Raw genomic sequence first — 18144 nt, forward strand, 5'->3', positions numbered from 1 at the left:
TCCGTGCTTCGTAAGCCTCGACAAGCGTCGCCGCGAATCCTGAGGATCTTTCCACCGCTCGACGAAACCGAGCTCTTCTAAAGCGCGCAGGTGCCGGACGCCCGTAGAAATTGGAGCTGCAACGCAAACCGCAAGGCTTGCGGGGATACGCGCAGCGTCGAACTGCGCTCTAAGATCCAGTAATATGTCCCAGCCAGGCTCTGAAAACATGTCGGATCCGAAGAACGCCTCCCGTCGTCGTCGGTCGTCGTAAAGTTTCTTGGCAAACATGGCAGGATCGAGCGCCGGACAGGCGGTTGAGCTACCTGGGGTCGGCGTTAACGACCGAGGTTGCGGCATATTGAGAAGGTGCGCGGTCATCGCACGACTCCGACTGAGAGCGCAGTCCAGCGCTGTGCCATGACCACGCCGGGTCGATCTGATCGCGAGCCAGACGTGTGCGATGACGTATCGTAGCCACGATCAGAATGATCAGTAGGACATAACTCCAGACAACAACGAAATTGCCGTACACCGCAGGAATGACATCCGCGCGCAATCCGGTCAGATGAGACATGGCCACACATCCCTGCACGGCCGCCATCCAGATTGGCCAGTATCGTGTCGTCAGCAATGACAGGATATACAAACCGAGGAAGGCAATCGTGTCTGTCGCGAACACGGGCCATTCGACACCCGAATACCGACCGACGAACGGTTTGAGAAACCAGTGACTGAGTTCGAAGTCTGCGGCAAGCACGATTACCGCGATACGTTCGGGTGCTCCCCCCTTCCAGAGGGCGAACACGCCTGTCCCGGCGTAGAACGTGTTGAAGAGAAGTATGCGTAGCAGCGTAGATCTCCGTTGAGCGGCTGGTGAAATCCATTATTTGCCCCCTGAGACCGCGTTTTCCACCGCAATGGTACCGACCTGTGCAGACGGTATCGGGTCTTTGTCACCTCCTGCAAGAGCTGGAATCCGCAGGGTCCGGCGAGCCTCGTCGAGCCTGTGATGCCCCTCAACGGCAGAGCTCATGGCTTGCGAGATAAGGCCCAAAGACGTCACGAATTGGTCAATTGCTCCCTGCCCTATCGTTGCTGAGACATTGGCCGTACTTCGCGCTGTGGGTATGAACCCAAGCAGCAATGATCCGCTGGTCAGAGCACGACCCAGATCATGCTCGAAGACGTTGAGAAGACCCGTGATCTCCTCGGCTAGGCGATGCCGCTCGATTTGGTGGCGGCGCATTTCGATGAAGGACATGACGCGATCTTTCCTTAGCCCGCAAAGGCGTTGACGTGCATGCCGAAGCTCACCCTTGCAGGGCTAGGAACACCATCGAAAGTGACGCAGCGCCCGAGACGAGCATTCCCGCTCCCAGGGCAACAAGGCCCAGCAAGAGGATTGGCCAGAGAAGACGCCACCGCACGCTCAGACTGTTCCGGGGCCTCTCCCTAGTTGAAAAGGGATAGGTCGACCGTGGGCTCCTAGTCCCTGCCTCGGTTGTCGTTTCGGTACAATTACCCTCCACCGCTTGGAGCGATGGCGGCGACCCCGAAAGGCTGGTCCCCCCAATTTTTGGGGGGGCCTCATGCGCGCCGAAAATACGCGCCGCTGTCAGGCTGTCGTTCGTGCCCAGCTTGCGACGCGCGGATTTGAGATGACCGTTGATCGTATGAAGGGATAGCCCTGTCGCACGCGCAATGTCCTTGGGCCGCATCGCCTGCAGCATCAGGCGCAGACATTCCTTCTCACGGGGCGAGAGTTTTTCGACTGACATAGTCAGGGTGATACCGAAGTGGCGATCGCATACTAACCCGAAACCATATCGTTCGGAACGACGACGCCTTCACGGCGTAGCACACCGAAGGCGAGCCCCCCTTTCGAATGGAGATAAAGCTATCGAGTACAGCGGTTAGCCATTTGAAGACGTCCCGAATTTGAAAATACAACGCTGGCCATCTGCCACCAAATTTTTGGCGTTTCCGGCGGTTTGTGGCGTCGCGTAATACGCAGCGTGATGATGATAACGTGCTCAACGCAGCAGAACGGATCGGAGCCGCCCGCGCAGATAATTGGCAAGCCCTACGCCCGAATCACTCTCGGCGACGAGGAATGGGCGGAGGGAAGGGGTCGTTCCCTTCCAGGCACTCGAGACTCAGGAGCCCCCTGACCGGCAAACATTGAATTTCGGCTCGTGTATCATCAGCAATTACGTAACGAGCGTAATGCTTCGGGGGTCAGCGTGTAGACCGCCTCTCGCCGCGCCCCGCGGTTTTGATGATCTACCCGCCAACCCTGATAGTGCCTACGGATCAGACCAGCGCGTACCAGCTCGGATACAGCCCGACTGACATTGCAACGTCCGGAAGCCCGCACGCGCAACCGGACCGCCAGTTCGACGGCGTCTGCGGCACTTTTGGCGTCCCGAGGTAAGGCTCCCTGCTCCTCCAACTCTCCGCGTACCCGGCCCATAAGTGCAATCCGACGAGGATCGCGTTGTGCCATTGGCGATAGAGCATCGCATAGCCAATCGCGGAGACGCACCGCCTTACCCTCCTCGACGACGTAAGGCCCGGCTTCGCCGCTTTCTCCGGCAGCGCGTGCTATCAAGTTCAAGACCATGAACGCGTAACGGGGGCGGCTCGATAACGTTGCCAGCCTTTCTATAACGGACGGCATGTCGCTTGGCGCGGTGACCTTCGTCTTCGACGTACCTGAAACTGGTTCGCCTTTGTCGATTGGGAACAGATCAGCTTGAATCATGGAACAGGTAAAGCACAAAACAAGAATCCCGTGAATCCCTGTTCCTCCGATGATATCGCTTCTGTCGCCTGCGACACTTTGCCCGATGGTAAAGTGTCGCAGGCGCCATTCTGCGGCAAAATTAGCCGGCACATGCACAATCCATAGCGAGCCAAGACGTTGTGAACCGTCGCCTCCCTCGTCAAATCGCGAATAAAAGTGGTACCGGCGGGTACCAGCGTCAGACCTACCAGAAGCAATTAGGGTTACCCGGTTGGAGCGGTCGCCGGACGCCACGCTCCAGGTAACGGTGTTGAAACCGGACGTCTGACAGGCTGCATGCCCGCGAGAGAGCACACCTTACGCAAGCTACGCTTGCAGAATGAGAAAAAATCTAGCAAAATCAACAACAGCTCCCGCAAAAACGCTCGGCAGTTTGGGCTGTAGTGATGGTCATCTGCTCCCCGATTCCGCCATGCTTTCTGATACTTTTGAGCCAGATACGCGGGCGGTAGGAGGCTATCTGCTCCCCAGCGCGCCCGAGACTATCAGGCGCGCACTTCTCGACGGTAACTTCGCTCGACGGGACCACCCTGCCCTAGCTTCGGACTATGTCATCTGGGACGCTAAGCTTGCTGGCTTTGGCTTGCGGATACGGCCAAGCGGTAGCGCCTTTTGGACCGTGCGAGCGCGGCATCGCGGCAAGCAACGCCGCGTTACCCTTGGCCGCGTTGAGGACGTAGATGCGAATATCGCCCGGACTCAGGCGCGACGTCTGCTTGCCGAAATTGCGCTTGATGGCTTGCCCAAGCGGGCGGCGGCCAGGATGACTCCAACGTTATCAGACTATGTCGAGACTTACTGGAATGACATAGCTCGGTACTGGAAATCGTCCACGGCGAAGCGCAATCGCGGCGCGTGGCAACGCGATCTTGAGGCGGTTTTCGGCGACATGCGGGTCGCCGATGTGCTACCTTCCGACGTAACCCGCTGGCGCGACGATTGTGTGGGTTCGGCGGAGACGCGCTACAATCGTGCGGTGCCGGTGCTTGCCAGCCTGTTTAAATATGCCGAGGCACTTCATTTTCGTCGCAAAGGCTCCAACCCATGTCGCGGGCTACCGCGCTACCCACGCGAGGCGAAGGAGCGCTATCTCTCTTTGCTCGAATATCGCCGGCTAAGCTCAGCACTTAGGCTGGCAGAAGCGACCCACCCGGCCCAAGTCGCGATCGTCAGGCTGTTGCTCTACACCGGCGCGCGCGTCGCGGAGATACGAGACCTTCGATGGGAGTGGGTGCGCCCGCCTCGCCTTGACCTGCCCGACAGCAAGACCGGCGCGAAGACGATCTGGCTGAACAGCCAAGCTATGGCTATCCTCAACGCCCTCCCGCGCCGTTCCGGTAGCCCGTTTGTGTTCCCTAATAAGGCGGGCAACGCGCCGCTGACGATCGCCGCCTGGTGGACCGCCCTCCGCAGTCGCTGCTCCATGCCAGACCTGCGCATCCACGACCTACGCCACAGCTTCGCCTCCACAGCGATCATGGCCAACATCCCGCTGGCCACCATCGGCAAGCTGCTCGGCCACATGTTGCCGGAGACTACAGCTAGGTATGCCCATCTCGCCGACGATGTCATCGCGGATGCCGCGCAACGGATATCAGGCTCGCTCGCGCAGGCAATGGGGATGCGGTCATGACCGCGCTGGTTTTACGAAAAATCGTAAATGATGCGCTGGCTGAGGTCGGAATATCCTTTGAATATCCATCTGGATATAAACTCAAGCCGCGGACGACGACGTGGTTCGAAAACGAGCGCGGCTTCGGCTTGCGTCACTACACGACAGGGCGGGAGGTCTACGTCGTCCAGACTCGTATGGCGGGACGACTCCGCACCGTCACCATCGCGCCCGCCACCCTCATTACCCAGCATCAGGCGATGACGATCGCGCGGCGGGTGATCGCCTACGCGCAGGTAGGGCATGATCCGGCGACCGATCGGGCGCGCATCCGCTCCGCACCACGCTTTGATGATTTTCTTGATGAGTATTGGCGGCGCTGGTCGCCGAAGTGGAAGGCCTCCACTCTTGCGACGCACGGCGTGTACCGCCGGCTCTATCTCGATCATGCCTTCACCGGCATCTTCATCGACGAGCTAAACGAGGCCCACGTGTCCAAGTGGTTCGCCGCGCTCAACGACGAGACCGGACCAGGCGCCGCCAACCGCTGCCTGAACATCCTCGCCAACATGCTCGCGAAGGCAGAAAGCTGGGGCTATCGCCTTGAAAATACCAATCCTTGTCGAGCCGTTCGCCCGAACCGGAAGCGCCGATGCGAGCGGTTTCTGTCATCCGCGGAACTGGCTCGGTTGGGTAAGGTGCTCGCGGAGGATCGGGCCAGCGAGGATCAGCTCAAAGTGGTGGTGGCTGCGGCAATTACCCTGTTGCTGTTGACGGGGTGTCGTTCGGGTGAGGTGGCAGGCCTGCAATGGCCAGACGTCAGGGGCAACCGGCTCAAGCTACGCGACAGCAAAACGGGGCCGCGCACCGTTTGGCTCGGCGACGAGGCTCGGGCGGTGATGGCCGCCCTGCCCCGGCAGAAGAGCGTGCTCTGGCTGTTCTGGAACCCGGTGCTGCGGAAGCCCGTGCTGCGCCTGACCAATCACTGGCCATCGATCCGGAAACGAGCCCAGTTGACCGGGGTTCGGCTTCACGACCTGCGGCATACGTTCGCGAGCCATGCGGCGATGAACAAGGAGACGCTGCCAATGATTGGACGCCTGCTAGGGCACCGTAGCACTCAATCGACCTCCCGCTACGCGCATCTCGACGACGTGCACCTACTCGAAGCCGCTGAGGAAATCGGGAGCGTGATTGGACAAATGATCGCTTCAGCCGGAGGAGCGCCAATATCGGATCCGTCAATGCTGCGAACGTCCGAATGCTGACGAAACGTCCTGTATCGCTATCGATGAGCGCCCCGGTTGGCTCGGATCGGCTACAGCCGTAGAAGGACCCCCAAATGACTAACAGCAAATATGCCCATCTCGATCGATCCGCCCTCATCCGCATCCTTGAGCGTCGGGACGCCGAACGGCGCTTCGGCCTCGTATGGGAGCGTGACGAATTGGAAGCCGACGCCGCTCTAAATGACGATTTCGTAGTTTTGGAGCACGACCTCGAAGCGAGCTGCGGCGCTGGTCTACAGCGCAACCTTATCATTGAGGGCGACAATTACGACGCTTTGAGAGTCTTACGTGCGACTCACTCGGGCCGAATAAAGGTCATCGCTATTGATCCGCCATATAATACGGGTGCTCGAGACTTCATATATAACGACCACTATGTCGATCGAGATCATGCTTTCCGGCATTCGCTTTGGTTAGAATTTATGTACCGACGCCTTTCTGTGGCTCGTGAGCTATTGCGACCTGATGGGGTTATATTTGTCAATATTGGTGAGGATGAGCATGCTCATCTCGCTATGCTAATGGATCAGATATTTTCCGGCATGAGGGTTGGTACTTTTGTTTGGCGGACCCGTCAGGGGGCTAACGATGCGGGCGGAGCGTTCTTCACCCAGGATCATGAGTACGTTCTTTGCTATGCCGGGCCAGAATTCCGCTTTGGGGGCGAGGAGAAAAGTGACGCACTTTATACTAACTCAGATGGTGATCCGTTTGGGCCATGGAAAAGTTCGGACATCACCAAGGCGCATACCTACATACAACGTCCTAATACCTACTATCCAATTCGAAATCCAAATACGGATGTTTGGTACCCTTGCAATCCAGACTCTGTGTGGAGATTCGCGTCACGCGACCGAGTAACTCCGGGCCAGAAGTTGCGTACAAAGACGATGGAGGAGTGGATCGATGACGGTCGGGTACTTTGGCCCCGGAATGATCGGACCGTTAATTATCGGACCCGTGATGAACTCGACGCGGCAATAACGGACGGCGCTGCACCATTTGTGCTACGTCATAATCTTCCTGACCTCGATGACTTAGTAGGGAAAGACCTGGGTTACGGGAGGCCTCAGTTTAAGCGATATTTGTCAGATCGCAAAAAGGACTCTAAGCCCCTTTCATCCTGGATCGTCGCGACTCTAGCTGATAAACTCGAGAAGGGTAGCGGCGATACGACCGTTACGACCATGACTGTCGGCACCAACACTGAGGGCACCGCGACGATACAGTCAGTATTGGGTAGTAAAGCGTTCACCTTCCCTAAGCCAGTAAGTCTTTTGAGAGCTCTGATTGCCCAATCCACTGCTGCGGACGGCGGGCACGTTGTTCTGGACTTCTTCGCAGGTAGTGGAACGACTGGACAGGCAGTCCTGGAACTCAATGAAGCTGATGATGGCGACCGTCATTTCATCCTGTGCTCCAATAGCGAGGCGACGCGGGAGGAGCCCGACAAGAACGTGTGCCGAAATATAACGCGGGAGCGAATGGCTCGGATTATTGAGGGATATGTGCCTCGCACGAAGGGACGGAAGGCTGGTGGCAATAACCGTATAGCCGGCCTCGGTAGTGGTTTTGGGTATCTTCGCGCGCTTCGTCTCCCGGTAGACGAGGTCCGGATGCGCATATCGCACGAGCAGATTTGGACGGCACTTCAGCTAGTGCATTCTGGCGCGGTCGGTGATGCCCCCTTGACTGGCTCGCTCTACGTTCTGCCGCTGCCAGACGGCGACCTTGTGTATATGCCTAACGAGGATGAGAGCACTCTTCAGGCAATCAAGGCTCGGCTAACCCGACGCGCGTCTGCAATAATTTATTCGTGGCGTCCCGGAGTCGTGGCACAATATGTCCAAGGCGAAGGCGTAACGATCGCGAAAATCCCTGACGAACTGCTGACTCGTTTTGGCAAACCGACAGGATGATTGCTACCGCTTACATGTGACCCCGTTTGAGCTACACGCCTGCGTCATGTCCGATTTGAAAATCTTTCAACGAAAAGCAGTGGCGGAGGCAGTGGCGCTCCTATCTGAAGGCCGACCGCCGGTGTTAGCTGCAGGTGACCCTTCGGCGGTTGTTGATCACCCACGTGCTCTTCTCCTTGAAGCACCGACGGGCGCCGGAAAGACCAGAATGGCAGGTACCATCGCCAGTCGCCTCTGTGAAATTGACAAGGTCGTCTGGTTTTGGTTTGCCCCGTTCGCAGGCGTCGTTGGGCAGGCTAGCGATGTTTTGCGCGAGCGCTTTGCGGGGCTGCGTGTTCGAGACATCAAAAGTGATCGATCGCTTGAGGAGCTTCGACCTGGAGATATATATCCGGTCACCTGGCAGGCTGTGGCGGTCCGCGAGGAGTCTACTAGGTTGGTCAATCGACCGGATGAAAGCCGCCTCGCTTTGCCTGAGTTGATCCGTCAGGCCAGAGTGCAGGGAAATCGGGTTGGGATGGTCGTAGACGAGTCACATCACGGACTTCAAGCAGGTGGTGTAGCGGCCGACTTTGTCAGGACCACCCTGTGTCCCGACCATATTGTGCTAGTAACTGCGACTCCGGACGACGCTGACGTAGAAGCATTTCGCCGAGCTTGTGGCCTTCCCCGGATCTCGCGCATTTCGATCAGTCGGCAGGATGTTGTGGATGAGGGGCTTATCAAGCCGAATGTCCGGGTAGTCGCTTTCGCTCCGCCAGCTGGTGGACTTGCCGCCCCTGTTGATTTTGCGCGCACCGCTATCCGTTTCGGTGTCGATGCGCACAGGGCGATCGCCTTGGCGCTTGGAGAAGCTGGATATTCAGTAACGCCGCTGATGCTCGTGCAGGTGGATTCCTCGCCAGGTAGCGTCGAACTTGCGCGGGCTACGTTACAGGAGTTTGGGATCGATCCTGCGTCAATCGCAGTGCATACCGCAGCCGAGCCTGATCCGGACCTTTTGGCAATTGCGTCCGACGAAAACGTTCAGGTGCTGATTTTCAAAATGGCAGTGGCGCTGGGATTTGACGCTCCGCGGGCGTGGACGCTCGTTTCCATGCGTCGGAGTCGAAATATTGATTTCGGCGTGCAGGTGCTCGGGCGTGTCCTGCGTGTAGACAGTCGATTGTTCGGCCTAGACTTGCCTACGGGACTGGATCGAGCCTACGCGTTCGTAGCCGATCCTGACGTGCAGGACGGTATAATTTCTGCCGCTGACAGGATCAATGCTCTTACCACCGACGTTCGCCGTGTCGCGCCAGATGCGCAGCTTACGTTGATTCAGCTAGTCAACTCGTCTGCAACTGATTTGGCTACGTCGCTTGCTCCAAGTGTGCATCAAGATCCACTTGCTAAAGTTCCAGACGAAGCTGGAAGCACCGGACAAACTATAGTTGTCGGGATGTCCGTCGATGAAGGCAACGCAGCTGATCTGTTCGGAATCGGTCGTCTTCCGAAGGCGGTACGAGACAGCAGCGCGGGTTCGGCGACAGTTCCCCAGGCCATTCGATACCCTTTACGTCAAGACATCCATCTACCTAATGCGTTATTAACAGAACGCTTCCCGCGTGCCGAAGAGGCAATCATGGCCTGCGTCGCAGATACCATCGATTTCGGTCCCGCTGCGCTACAGATGCTGTCCCGCAGCGGCGTGTCAGTAGTCCGGCGAACCGCCGAAGCGTTCACCAATGGCCCGGATCGCCTTAGCCGTGATGAGGTACTAGCAGATCTAGCGGTGCGCAATTTGGTAGTTGGGGGCCAGACCGCGCTCTTCGAGAATGACCATGTCAACGGGCGATCTCTCTTGCCCGCACTTGCCCGACGCCTGACTGTGGAATGTCGTCGTGCGGGTATCGCGGAATGGATATCGTCACCTGCGCGTGCCGAGGAAGGCGTGTGTCGTATCGTCGGAAGCGACCCGATGCTGCTAAGACGTGCCGTCCGAGAATGCCTTGCACGAAATGTTGAGGTAGTGACAGCAGCAGCGCTTCCATCTGAAATCGTCTCAAGCAGCCCCCTGCCAAGATCTAGATTGAACGTTTACGGGGTCGTACCAAAAGGCCTAAATAATTGGGAGCGGGCATTCGTGGCCGTTCTAGATGATGACGTCTCGGACACAGTTACATGGTGGCACCGGAACGAACCAAGAAAGCCGGAGGCCGTGTCGATCTGCGCTCCTGGCACACGTTATAACTACTATCCAGACTTCGTAGTCGGCGTTCGTGGGCGACGGTCCGAACATAGCGTCATCCTAGTAGAGACAAAGCACCAAACGAACAGTGAAGATTCTATGGCGAAAGCAAGAGCCGAGCATTCACAATATGGAAGAGTTATGATGCTCACGCGAACTGACGCGGGACAGTGGTGGATAGTGCAGTACGATCATGATCGCGAGCAGGTCGTGCGCAGCCACCCTTTCTCTATTGATCGAATGATTAACTACTGATTGGTTCAGGGGTTACAGACAGTCTAAGCATTTCTCCGACTGATCTGCCGTCGGACATCGGCTGTATCACTCTGTAGTTCGCACCTTCTGCCATTCTTCGTTCGTCGAATCCAATACGGTCGAATAGTTGTAGTTCGCCGCCACCCATAATGGTTGCGGATAATGGCAGGTCGCGCTCATCTCCGAAAAATGGGCGATTCTTCGCCCTACTGGGCTCATCGCTCGGCACGCGGAAGAACGCTACTTGCCAAAAAAGGTCTTTCATCCGCTCGCCCGGCTTAGAGCCCGTAGCGTAAGGTCCAAGAAGAGACTGCGACGGGTGCCGGTGTAGCGCATGCGCATCACTAAGCCAGTGAACGAACGACGAGCGCACCTCTAAAAGGATAGACCTATTGCCCGGGCCAACACAGCGCAAATCCCACGGATCCGAATCTCGGAAGTTGTCCGTCCTGATCTCGTCATACTCCTCTACCCTCCAATCTGTTGCTCTCCTCCGCATAAAGCGCGCGAGTAAATACCTTACAGCGTGATCGGCTAGCTTTCCAGCAACCAGGCGTCTTAATCTAACATCTCTCGGCCTTGCGTGCCCGCGTGGTGAATGTACGTTAATCATATCGACTTTCAACTCGGCCATCCTCATTGGACCGACCAAGTCCTCGGGTTCGAACAGTACCTCGACCGGACCGATGTCTTCCAGCCTCTCGGTATGGACGTAGCTAAGATCCATATTTCCGCACCCTATAATAACGAATTAAAACTGGTTATAGTGACGGGACAACTCGTGCGGAACCAATGTCTATAATCGCCGCGACCTGCAATATTAACTATCTCATTATCGGCAATCGGCTACATCGTAATCCTTACCGGCCAAAACTGTGCTAAAGAGATGCACAGCTTCATGTGACCACTTTCTAACAGCGGACTTTTTACCAGTCTTGATTCGCTCGTGGTACCTGTTGTCGGAGGAGCGAAGGTCTACGCCTTTCTCCTGTTTTACCTTTTTTATTACCTTGTCCAGCGCGTTCCAACCTCTCAGACCGAGCTCATCAGCAACTTGGCTTAAGGTAAATGGGTGGGTCTTATTGTCACTGTCGGCATAGGTGAGGCCAAGCATTCTCGGCAGTGTTTCGTCATCTTGAGCAACCTTTTCTAGAGTTGCATAGTCAACTTCGACCGTTCCGCCCGGTATGTCTTTGCGCGTAAGCTTCATCAGCCTGGCCGCGAGAGCCCGCAGCAACGCCGGATTCACTTGCTTGAGTTCGTGCCGGGCAGCTAGAAGATCAAAAACGTCGATCAACGATGTAACGTTAAATACTCGGAGTCGATACTGCCGGCCATCGTCTTCGTCGTCGATGACCACCTCCGATTGGGCCGCTCCGGCTTTAAGCTCCGCATGCCAGATCACTTGCGCAACGTTGCCGATGAGTCCGCTCTCGTCCGCCGCGATCCTCCCGATATCACGCAGCAGCGTCCTAACATTTGGATCACCCAAGCCATAGCCAAAAATGAAGACTGGATGCTCCACGAAGTACGTTAACAACTTCGCGGCAAAGTAACGGCTCTGTTTCTCCCAGTTTTCGTAGTCAGGTTTCGTAAGTACTAGAGTTTTAGGGTCGGCAGCCATCCCGTGGACATGGAATATCTCACCGAAGGAGTTAAGGTCGTATCGAAGTACGCCCTTTCCAACGATAGGTTCGTAACCCTTAAAAATCTGTTCGAGCAACTCATCGTAGTTCGTTGTGATCACTGCATGTGGGCGAATGTCGGCGAGCGCCTTCAGTTCGGCGGACTGTTGTTTGGAAAGGTCGATCAAGGCCTGCGGCGTGATCTCCAGCAGATGCTGAGCAATAAGCGCTTTCATGAACACGTGTCGGTCCGGTCCGTCGAATAGACTTACATCGAATCGATCTTTGCCTGCCGTCCACGCCCACTCAAAGACTTCGTCAGCGATGGCAGTGCCAATGGCGACTTTGTCGTCACCAAACTTCTGGACAAAGTAGGAGTATGGTCGGGTAGCGGGCTGCACTTGACCCAGCGCAAACCGCAGAGCCCCCTCCCAATCAGGAGCCCCGATGTAGCGGCGAGAAATGCCCGCTCCTATAAAAAGAACGGGTTGTACGTCGAATTCTTCTAAGATGCTCTGGATGGCTTCCGAGATCGTGCTTGCTTCCTCAAGGCTGGATGTCGGTGCGTTGACCGCATCGTTATGCGGGGCCAGAGACAGGGCGATATCATTTTCAATTTTCGTCATAACATCGAACTCCGCCCGCGTTGTGTCAGTATGAAATCTAGCGCCTATTATTTTGTGCGGCTACACCAAGTAGCCGTTAATTCATCAGGCAGGCTTCATCGACCAAGCTACGCAAGGCATCACACTTAGCAGCTGGAAACCCTGTATTTATCGTAAAAAGGATGGGCAAACCTAGGACGTGATGGCTTCGATGTTTTCACGTGCCATTCGCACCGCCTCGCGAAGAGTGGACAGCTTAAAATCAGCGGCTGCCGGGGAAGCAGAAGGCGCCCGAACGAGCCAGCTGTTCCAGTCGTCGTCATCTTTCCACGTAAAGTCGGCGAACGCGGTCTTCGCCATGGACTTACCGCTCTTCGTCTCCACCCCAAACGCTATTTCCGTGCACTCCTGTGTCACGGATACTGCGGAATAAATCCAGTACCCATTGTGAGTGTGGCAGAAAGTAAAACTCCCATTTTCCCAGCAGTCGTCGGGCCGCACGATACATTCGGTTTCCAGCGCCTCGTCAACTGACAGCTTTCGCCATGTGCTTGGTAGACCATTGCCCCAGGTGACTTCCCACAAAAGATGAAGCATTGCCGCCCAATCGTACCGCGTCAGTTCTGCTGCGCCGCGAGCCGTAAGATAGTCCTCAAGCTCGCTTAAATTCATTCCCGGGGGTAACTGCCCATTTCTCACCGCTAGCAATGCGTCGACTCCGGTCCGTACCGCGGGGTCGGTTAAATAAGCAAAGACCGTCGGTTGAAGTGGAAGCCGATCGTCAATTAAGTCGGTCACGTGGCACGCTCCCATAATGTCCGGCGAAATCGCCGGAACTCGACGTCATCTGGTAGTCCACTCAGTTCAATTTCGAATCGTCGCAATAAAGTCGACCAATGCAGAAAACGCCATAGACGGTTGCTACGTAATCGTAGGTTGGTCTGCCGACAGATCCTCTGACCTACTATCAACAAGGCGCCCGTCCGAGCTTCGCCGTTGCTTGGGGCAAACGCCATACCATAACCTTTTCCGGACTTTGCATATTCAGGTAACGGATTGTCTTTGGAACTGTGCGCAAACTTGGCTTCGATGATTGCTCCCCAGGCTAGTCCATCGGAAGTTCCGGCAATTATGAGGTCGATCCGCCCTTTGTTCAAACGAAGCTCGGCCTCGATCTGAACGCTTGTGAGCGAGGCAGGCCAACGTAAATCTGGGTCTGACGCCCGAAGAAACGCCAGTACTCGGGCTTCGCCACCCAATCGGAGGAAATGGGCGATGCCTTTCGTAGCCTGGACTTCGGTTAGGCGTAGCCAGGAGTGGGGCTCGACACGGAATGAATGGTTTGGGTGCTTGGCATGATGGAATCGAAGAACGTCAACCTGCTCGGCCTTGCGCCTGGTGGCCATTGCCGCCGTGATTCCGCCTACGTGCAAAGCGTCGCGTGCCTTCAGCCCTACGCGATGCCCCCATCGACGCAGAGACTCGATGTTTGCGACCCGGAGACTGGGATTTAGAAGCGTGGCAGTCGCATTCATCACGACCACAAACTACCGTTCCCTTTTTGTCGAACTTCGGACAGTCCACGACGACCCGGCGACGTGCCTATAACCGAACGCGATCCGGAGGCGTGGTTCAAAACGCTCCGTCCTCCTCGGGATCTGTGAACTGCCCAGTCGCTGCATTCCAGAAAACGCGACGCCAGTCCTGGCCGGTCGGTTCGATCTGATCATGGGGCACCCAGCCTTCTCCGTCGCCAGCGGTCTCGTAGCGATACATCAGCATTTTAGTGCTTCCGATCGGAATCAACGCAGGCTCGATAATCGTACGTTCCAAGTAGATGCCATTGACGCGCACGCTGACTATGCTGTCTGGGGCATAGACGACTAGATCGCCATCAGGAGCGACGAGACCTCCATCGCGCTCGGCTATGCCTTCAGCGAGCGACACATACCATGCCGAAAGCCCCGCGACGACGTCCTCACCGACGAACGCTCCATTACCCGCGCGATCTGCGGCACGACCGAGCCGGTCAAGGAAGTCGTCGAAATCTGTGAAAAGTGGCTCCGTTAGTCTCAATCCACCGTAAATGCTGTCATATACAACCACAGTGTCTGTCACGCGTCTTGGTACCCCGCGCTCATAGAACGCGATGTTGGTTGAAGCGTAATCGATGTCGTTTGGTGCAACACTCTTTTCGCGGATTAAGAGCTGCTTGAGGGCTTCCCCTACCGCGGCTCGGACTAGCGGCGGGTTACCACTTCCGCCACTGAACCACGGCTCATTTATGCGTATCACCACGCCCGTTGTCCCGAACTCGCGCTGCTTCTTTGACATTCTCGGGTCGGTAGTCCTGAGGTCGCGATACAGTCTTGGCGTAGGTCCGGCCTTGAAGCCTAGAACAGCCTCGTTTACCTGCATGCCTACTTCCGCAAGCAGACCATTCTGGCCGCTCATTATCCGGCTGTTCACGACGTCGTCAGCGCCTGCACCGACATTGACGGTCTTGTGGAGAATGGGGCGCGTGGGGGCTGCATTAATCGCGTCCTCAAGACGAATGGAGCGATCAAAGGCACTGGAGCGCCATTCGCGTACCTTCATGGGCCGCTTGAGATGAAGATAGAGAGCACCGGGATAAGCTTCGCGTATCGCTTGGTTCAGCGCGATCCCGCCGATCTGTTCGACGTCGTCGCGAGATCCTAGCTTGAGCTTATAGTTCGCCTCACCAACCTGTCTTAATGGATAGTTTAGATGGGGCGAATCCGCACCAAGCTGTGCGATATAGTCGAACTCGCGAGGTCGACGAGCACCTGGCTTCGCATGCTCGTAGACTGACTGGAACGAAGCCGGCCAATCGATACCCGGGGGGACTGTTGTATCGTTGAAGCCCAGCTGCTCAGACTCGTCCATCAAGCATTTGGCATGCGCGAATTGAATGAACCTGTTGTCTAGATAAAGGTATGACGGCTCGACGGAGCCAGCATAGTATTCGTTGAAGCTTGACCCGAACCTAGTAAACGCTTGGCGCGGCGCGATGACGGCGAAGACGCCCGGCGAGGCTCGTCCAACGCGCCCAAGTCGCTGACGAAATGCCTTCTTGGATTGCGGCACCCCTAGATTCATTCCGACAGTGAAGCCGGCAATGTCAATGCCGAGTTCTAGCGCAGACGTAGAGACCACGCCGCGCAACGATCCGGAACGGAGTTTGCGCTCGATGGACGTGCGATCGCTGGTCTCGTAACCGCTGCGGTAAGGAAGGACGGCGTCGTCTCCGACAGCCCTGCACACGCGCTCGACGCCCTGCCGACTGTCGTGAAACGCGATGAACGTGCCAACGCTGGCATCTGCGTCGATTCGGCCTATCATATCAACTAGGGCGCCTTCGGCGGGACCGCCCTCAGGGCCTGCGATGTGGTATAGCGTCCTCCCGTGAGTGGGCGAGCCGTCGTCGGCCTCCACTATCTCCTCAAAATTACAGCCTGTTAGGCAATGCATATGATCGCGCGGGCCGAAGATAGTGGCCGTCGCTGCGATCAGCTGCAGCGAACGGCTCCGTTCCTTCGCACGGCACGCGCGCTGTCTTGCAACGAGCAGTCGTCTGAAAAGGTAGGCCGTGTTGCTGCCAAACACCGACTCGTAGACGTGAGCCTCATCTATGATGAGGAAACGTAGCAGTGTCAGGAACTCCCTGATCGTTGGCGATGCCACCTGCCGCATTAGCCAAGCCTGGAGCAGGTCGGGCGTTACGACCAAGATTCGAGCGGTCCGCAATGCCTCGGACCTGCGTTCCATGGTTACGTCGCCGTGCAATTCTTGAACCGTCTCCGCCGGAAGGCCAAACTCGGCAGCCAGCGTCTGCCACCGTTGCAACTGGTCGGAGAGCAGGGCTTTTAGCGGGTAGACTACGATAGCGCGGCCATCGCCCTCGATCATCTCGCGAATGACCGCTAGCTGAAAGATAAGGGACTTACCCGATGCCGTTCCAGTCGCGACGACTACGTTGCTGCCAGCATCTATTTGCTGGAGAGCGAGACTTTGGTGCTTCCAAGCGCTCATGTCTGGAAATCGATTCGACACCCATTCACCTATCGAGCCGGTTTGGTAAGCCGGGGGCAGCGGTGATCTTCTTTCCGCTCGTGCCGGAATATCAATGCGTTCCACCACGTCGAGCGTTCCGTCTCCAATCAAAGCCTCAAAGCCCTCGAGAAGCGTTCTTTCGTCAGTCATTCGACACACCTGTTTTATAGACCACGCGCTTCGAAAGCGACGCGACCGATGGCTTGATGGAAGCTCTGCCAGCAATATCACGCAGCTCAGCTAGGCGTGTCGTTAGGTCACCCAGTCCAGCGGTATCCAATCTCATAACGACAGTCGTGCCAGTCGCGTCGCATTGGACGAAACGCTCTCCGGCGTTGTCCGCGACTGTCGCGGAGCGGCCGCTTATCAGAGTGAACGATCCTGCCGCGCTGCAAATGCCATGCGTCATGTAGAGGCCGTAGCCTGTGTTCCGCCAAACGTCGTTGCTACGGCCGGAACGGCCGCGTGAAGTCACACCGGGTTGAACGGCCAGACGTAGGGCAGTCGCATCATCGGCTACATTAAGTCGAGGATTAAGTCGCAGTGATTGCGTCAAGCCAATTCCGGTATCGCTGACTACCATCTCAGCGCGCCCCGCTGCTGGCCACCATTGCGCCGCGAACGAATAATGCTCGGCCTCGCTATGCTCCACGACGTTGCGCACAAGCTCCCGGATCGAGTACGCCAAGGTATCGAAGACATCGCCTTTTTCAAGCCGCGTTAGAACAGCAACGAGACGCTCCGCTTCGATCTGAATCAGATCTCCGTAGTGAACCATGTCTATCGCGGCTCGGGCACGCAGATCGTCAACTGACTTGACCGTCAGGGGTACGAACGCATCCGTCGAATTCAACGCACCGGGTTTTTGCCCCCAGTCCACGCCGAAGTAGTGGAAGAAGCCGGCCGCGGCTGCATATCCTAATCCCGGCCGCTTGTAGTTGTCGGCCCGTCTTTTCGCATCAGGACGGCGAATTCGAAAAGCGTTAAGGCTATCGCCGATAACGGCCATCCAGCCCGGAGTCGTGAAGCCTACGTCAGCAAAGTCGATGACGTAGGCACCCGCTTCAGGCAGTTCCGCCAGTTTGCCGGAGAAGCCGAGCACGTCTTCCCAGGCCGATCCATCAGGGACCATCACCCTGACCACCTCCGACGAACTCAATCCCATTTTTTAGGCCCTTATTTTCCGTTCGGACTAATTGTGCTCAGAGCGTGAACGCTAACCATCAATAAATAATAGAAACTATCATGAAGTCAGATAATATAGATTTACTAAACAAGTTAACAGCGAACCAGTTTCTCTATACGGCCGCGATGGGACAGTTGCCTTTCCGTAGGTTACTACATTGTAACCCGTAAACGGTGTCATCAAAGCCGCCGGCATCAAGGGCCGACGTCCGAACGCACCCCGGGAAGGTGGAATTGCTAAGTTGTTTGTCATCGGCTGGAGCGCCTGGTGTCGACCCGGAATATGACGGCACGGCATAAGTTATGCCAATCTACTGTAAGGTCGGTTGACGAGTCTACATAGGCGATGACATCTGTCAACTGTTCCTCAGGGCATGCTGCATGCGTCATTCGTAGTTATTGTCCCGCGGTCACGAGGGATTCCTAAACCTATTTTCGTCAATCGTCGGTCCGGGAAAAACCCGGATTGTACAACAGGACTGATGCATTTTGTCCAGCGATGTCGGGAACACCAAGTTTGGAATGACGGAACCTCACGTTTAAGTGCAACATCGCACACCGC

Annotated in this window: 11 protein-coding genes; 4 read left to right on the forward strand and 7 right to left on the reverse strand. The window is 56.5% G+C overall.

From position 1 onward, the window contains the following. Nucleotides 1–301: 301 nt before the first annotated feature. The 3 genes from BM244_RS20910 to BM244_RS23915 form a co-directional block, all read right to left on the reverse strand. Entirely contained in the window at nt 302–787 is a 486-nt protein-coding gene (locus BM244_RS20910; RefSeq protein WP_093400856.1) for a hypothetical protein, read from the reverse strand. A gap of 78 nt (nt 788–865) precedes the next feature. After that, nucleotides 866–1243 carry a hypothetical protein gene (locus BM244_RS20915; protein ID WP_093400857.1) on the reverse strand — a complete coding sequence of 126 codons (378 nt, stop codon included), beginning with the start codon at nt 1241–1243 and terminating at the stop codon, nt 866–868. A 49-nt stretch (nt 1244–1292) separates the two neighbouring features. Continuing rightward, complete coding sequence (locus tag BM244_RS23915) at nt 1293–1760, reverse strand: response regulator transcription factor (RefSeq protein WP_093400858.1); 468 nt, start codon at nt 1758–1760, stop codon at nt 1293–1295. Nucleotides 1761–3107: 1347 nt separating this feature from the next. Between BM244_RS23915 and BM244_RS20930 the strand changes: the two genes are divergently transcribed. From BM244_RS20930 to BM244_RS22880, 4 genes are all read left to right on the forward strand, one after another. Beyond that, nucleotides 3108–4421: a tyrosine-type recombinase/integrase gene (locus BM244_RS20930; protein ID WP_254784700.1), complete on the forward strand. Its 1314-nt coding sequence runs from the start codon at nt 3108–3110 to the stop codon at nt 4419–4421. Next, nucleotides 4418–5668 carry a tyrosine-type recombinase/integrase gene (locus BM244_RS20935; RefSeq protein WP_093400860.1) on the forward strand — a complete coding sequence of 417 codons (1251 nt, stop codon included), beginning with the start codon at nt 4418–4420 and terminating at the stop codon, nt 5666–5668. Before BM244_RS20930 ends, BM244_RS20935 begins: the two co-directional genes overlap by 4 nt. Before the next feature lie 74 nt (nt 5669–5742). Continuing rightward, nucleotides 5743–7608 carry a site-specific DNA-methyltransferase gene (locus BM244_RS20940; RefSeq protein WP_093400861.1) on the forward strand — a complete coding sequence of 622 codons (1866 nt, stop codon included), beginning with the start codon at nt 5743–5745 and terminating at the stop codon, nt 7606–7608. Between the two features lie 46 nt (nt 7609–7654). Next, the gene (locus BM244_RS22880) at nt 7655–10093 is read left to right on the forward strand and encodes a DEAD/DEAH box helicase (protein ID WP_139227036.1); all 2439 of its coding nucleotides are present in this window, start codon (nt 7655–7657) and stop codon (nt 10091–10093) included. 832 nt (nt 10094–10925) lie between these two features. Here the strand turns inward: BM244_RS22880 and BM244_RS20950 are convergent. The 4 genes from BM244_RS20950 to BM244_RS20965 all read right to left on the reverse strand — a co-directional run bounded on the left by BM244_RS20950 (nt 10926) and on the right by BM244_RS20965 (nt 17562). Then, complete coding sequence (locus BM244_RS20950; protein ID WP_093400863.1) at nt 10926–12344, reverse strand: SIR2 family NAD-dependent protein deacylase; 1419 nt, start codon at nt 12342–12344, stop codon at nt 10926–10928. Nucleotides 12345–12515: 171 nt separating this feature from the next. After that, a complete protein-coding gene (locus tag BM244_RS20955; RefSeq protein WP_139227038.1) occupies nt 12516–13121 on the reverse strand; it encodes a hypothetical protein in 606 nt (201 codons plus the stop codon). A gap of 834 nt (nt 13122–13955) precedes the next feature. Next, nucleotides 13956–16547, reverse strand: coding sequence for a DEAD/DEAH box helicase (locus tag BM244_RS20960; protein ID WP_093400865.1), 2592 nt, complete (start codon nt 16545–16547; stop codon nt 13956–13958). Continuing rightward, entirely contained in the window at nt 16540–17562 is a 1023-nt protein-coding gene (locus tag BM244_RS20965; RefSeq protein ID WP_139227040.1) for a hypothetical protein, read from the reverse strand. The genes BM244_RS20960 and BM244_RS20965 overlap by 8 nt, the downstream gene beginning before the upstream one ends. Nucleotides 17563–18144 lie beyond the last annotated feature (582 nt).

This window comes from Sphingomonas sp. OK281 (assembly GCF_900115295.1).
In the GTDB taxonomy this organism is placed as follows: domain Bacteria; phylum Pseudomonadota; class Alphaproteobacteria; order Sphingomonadales; family Sphingomonadaceae; genus Sphingomonas.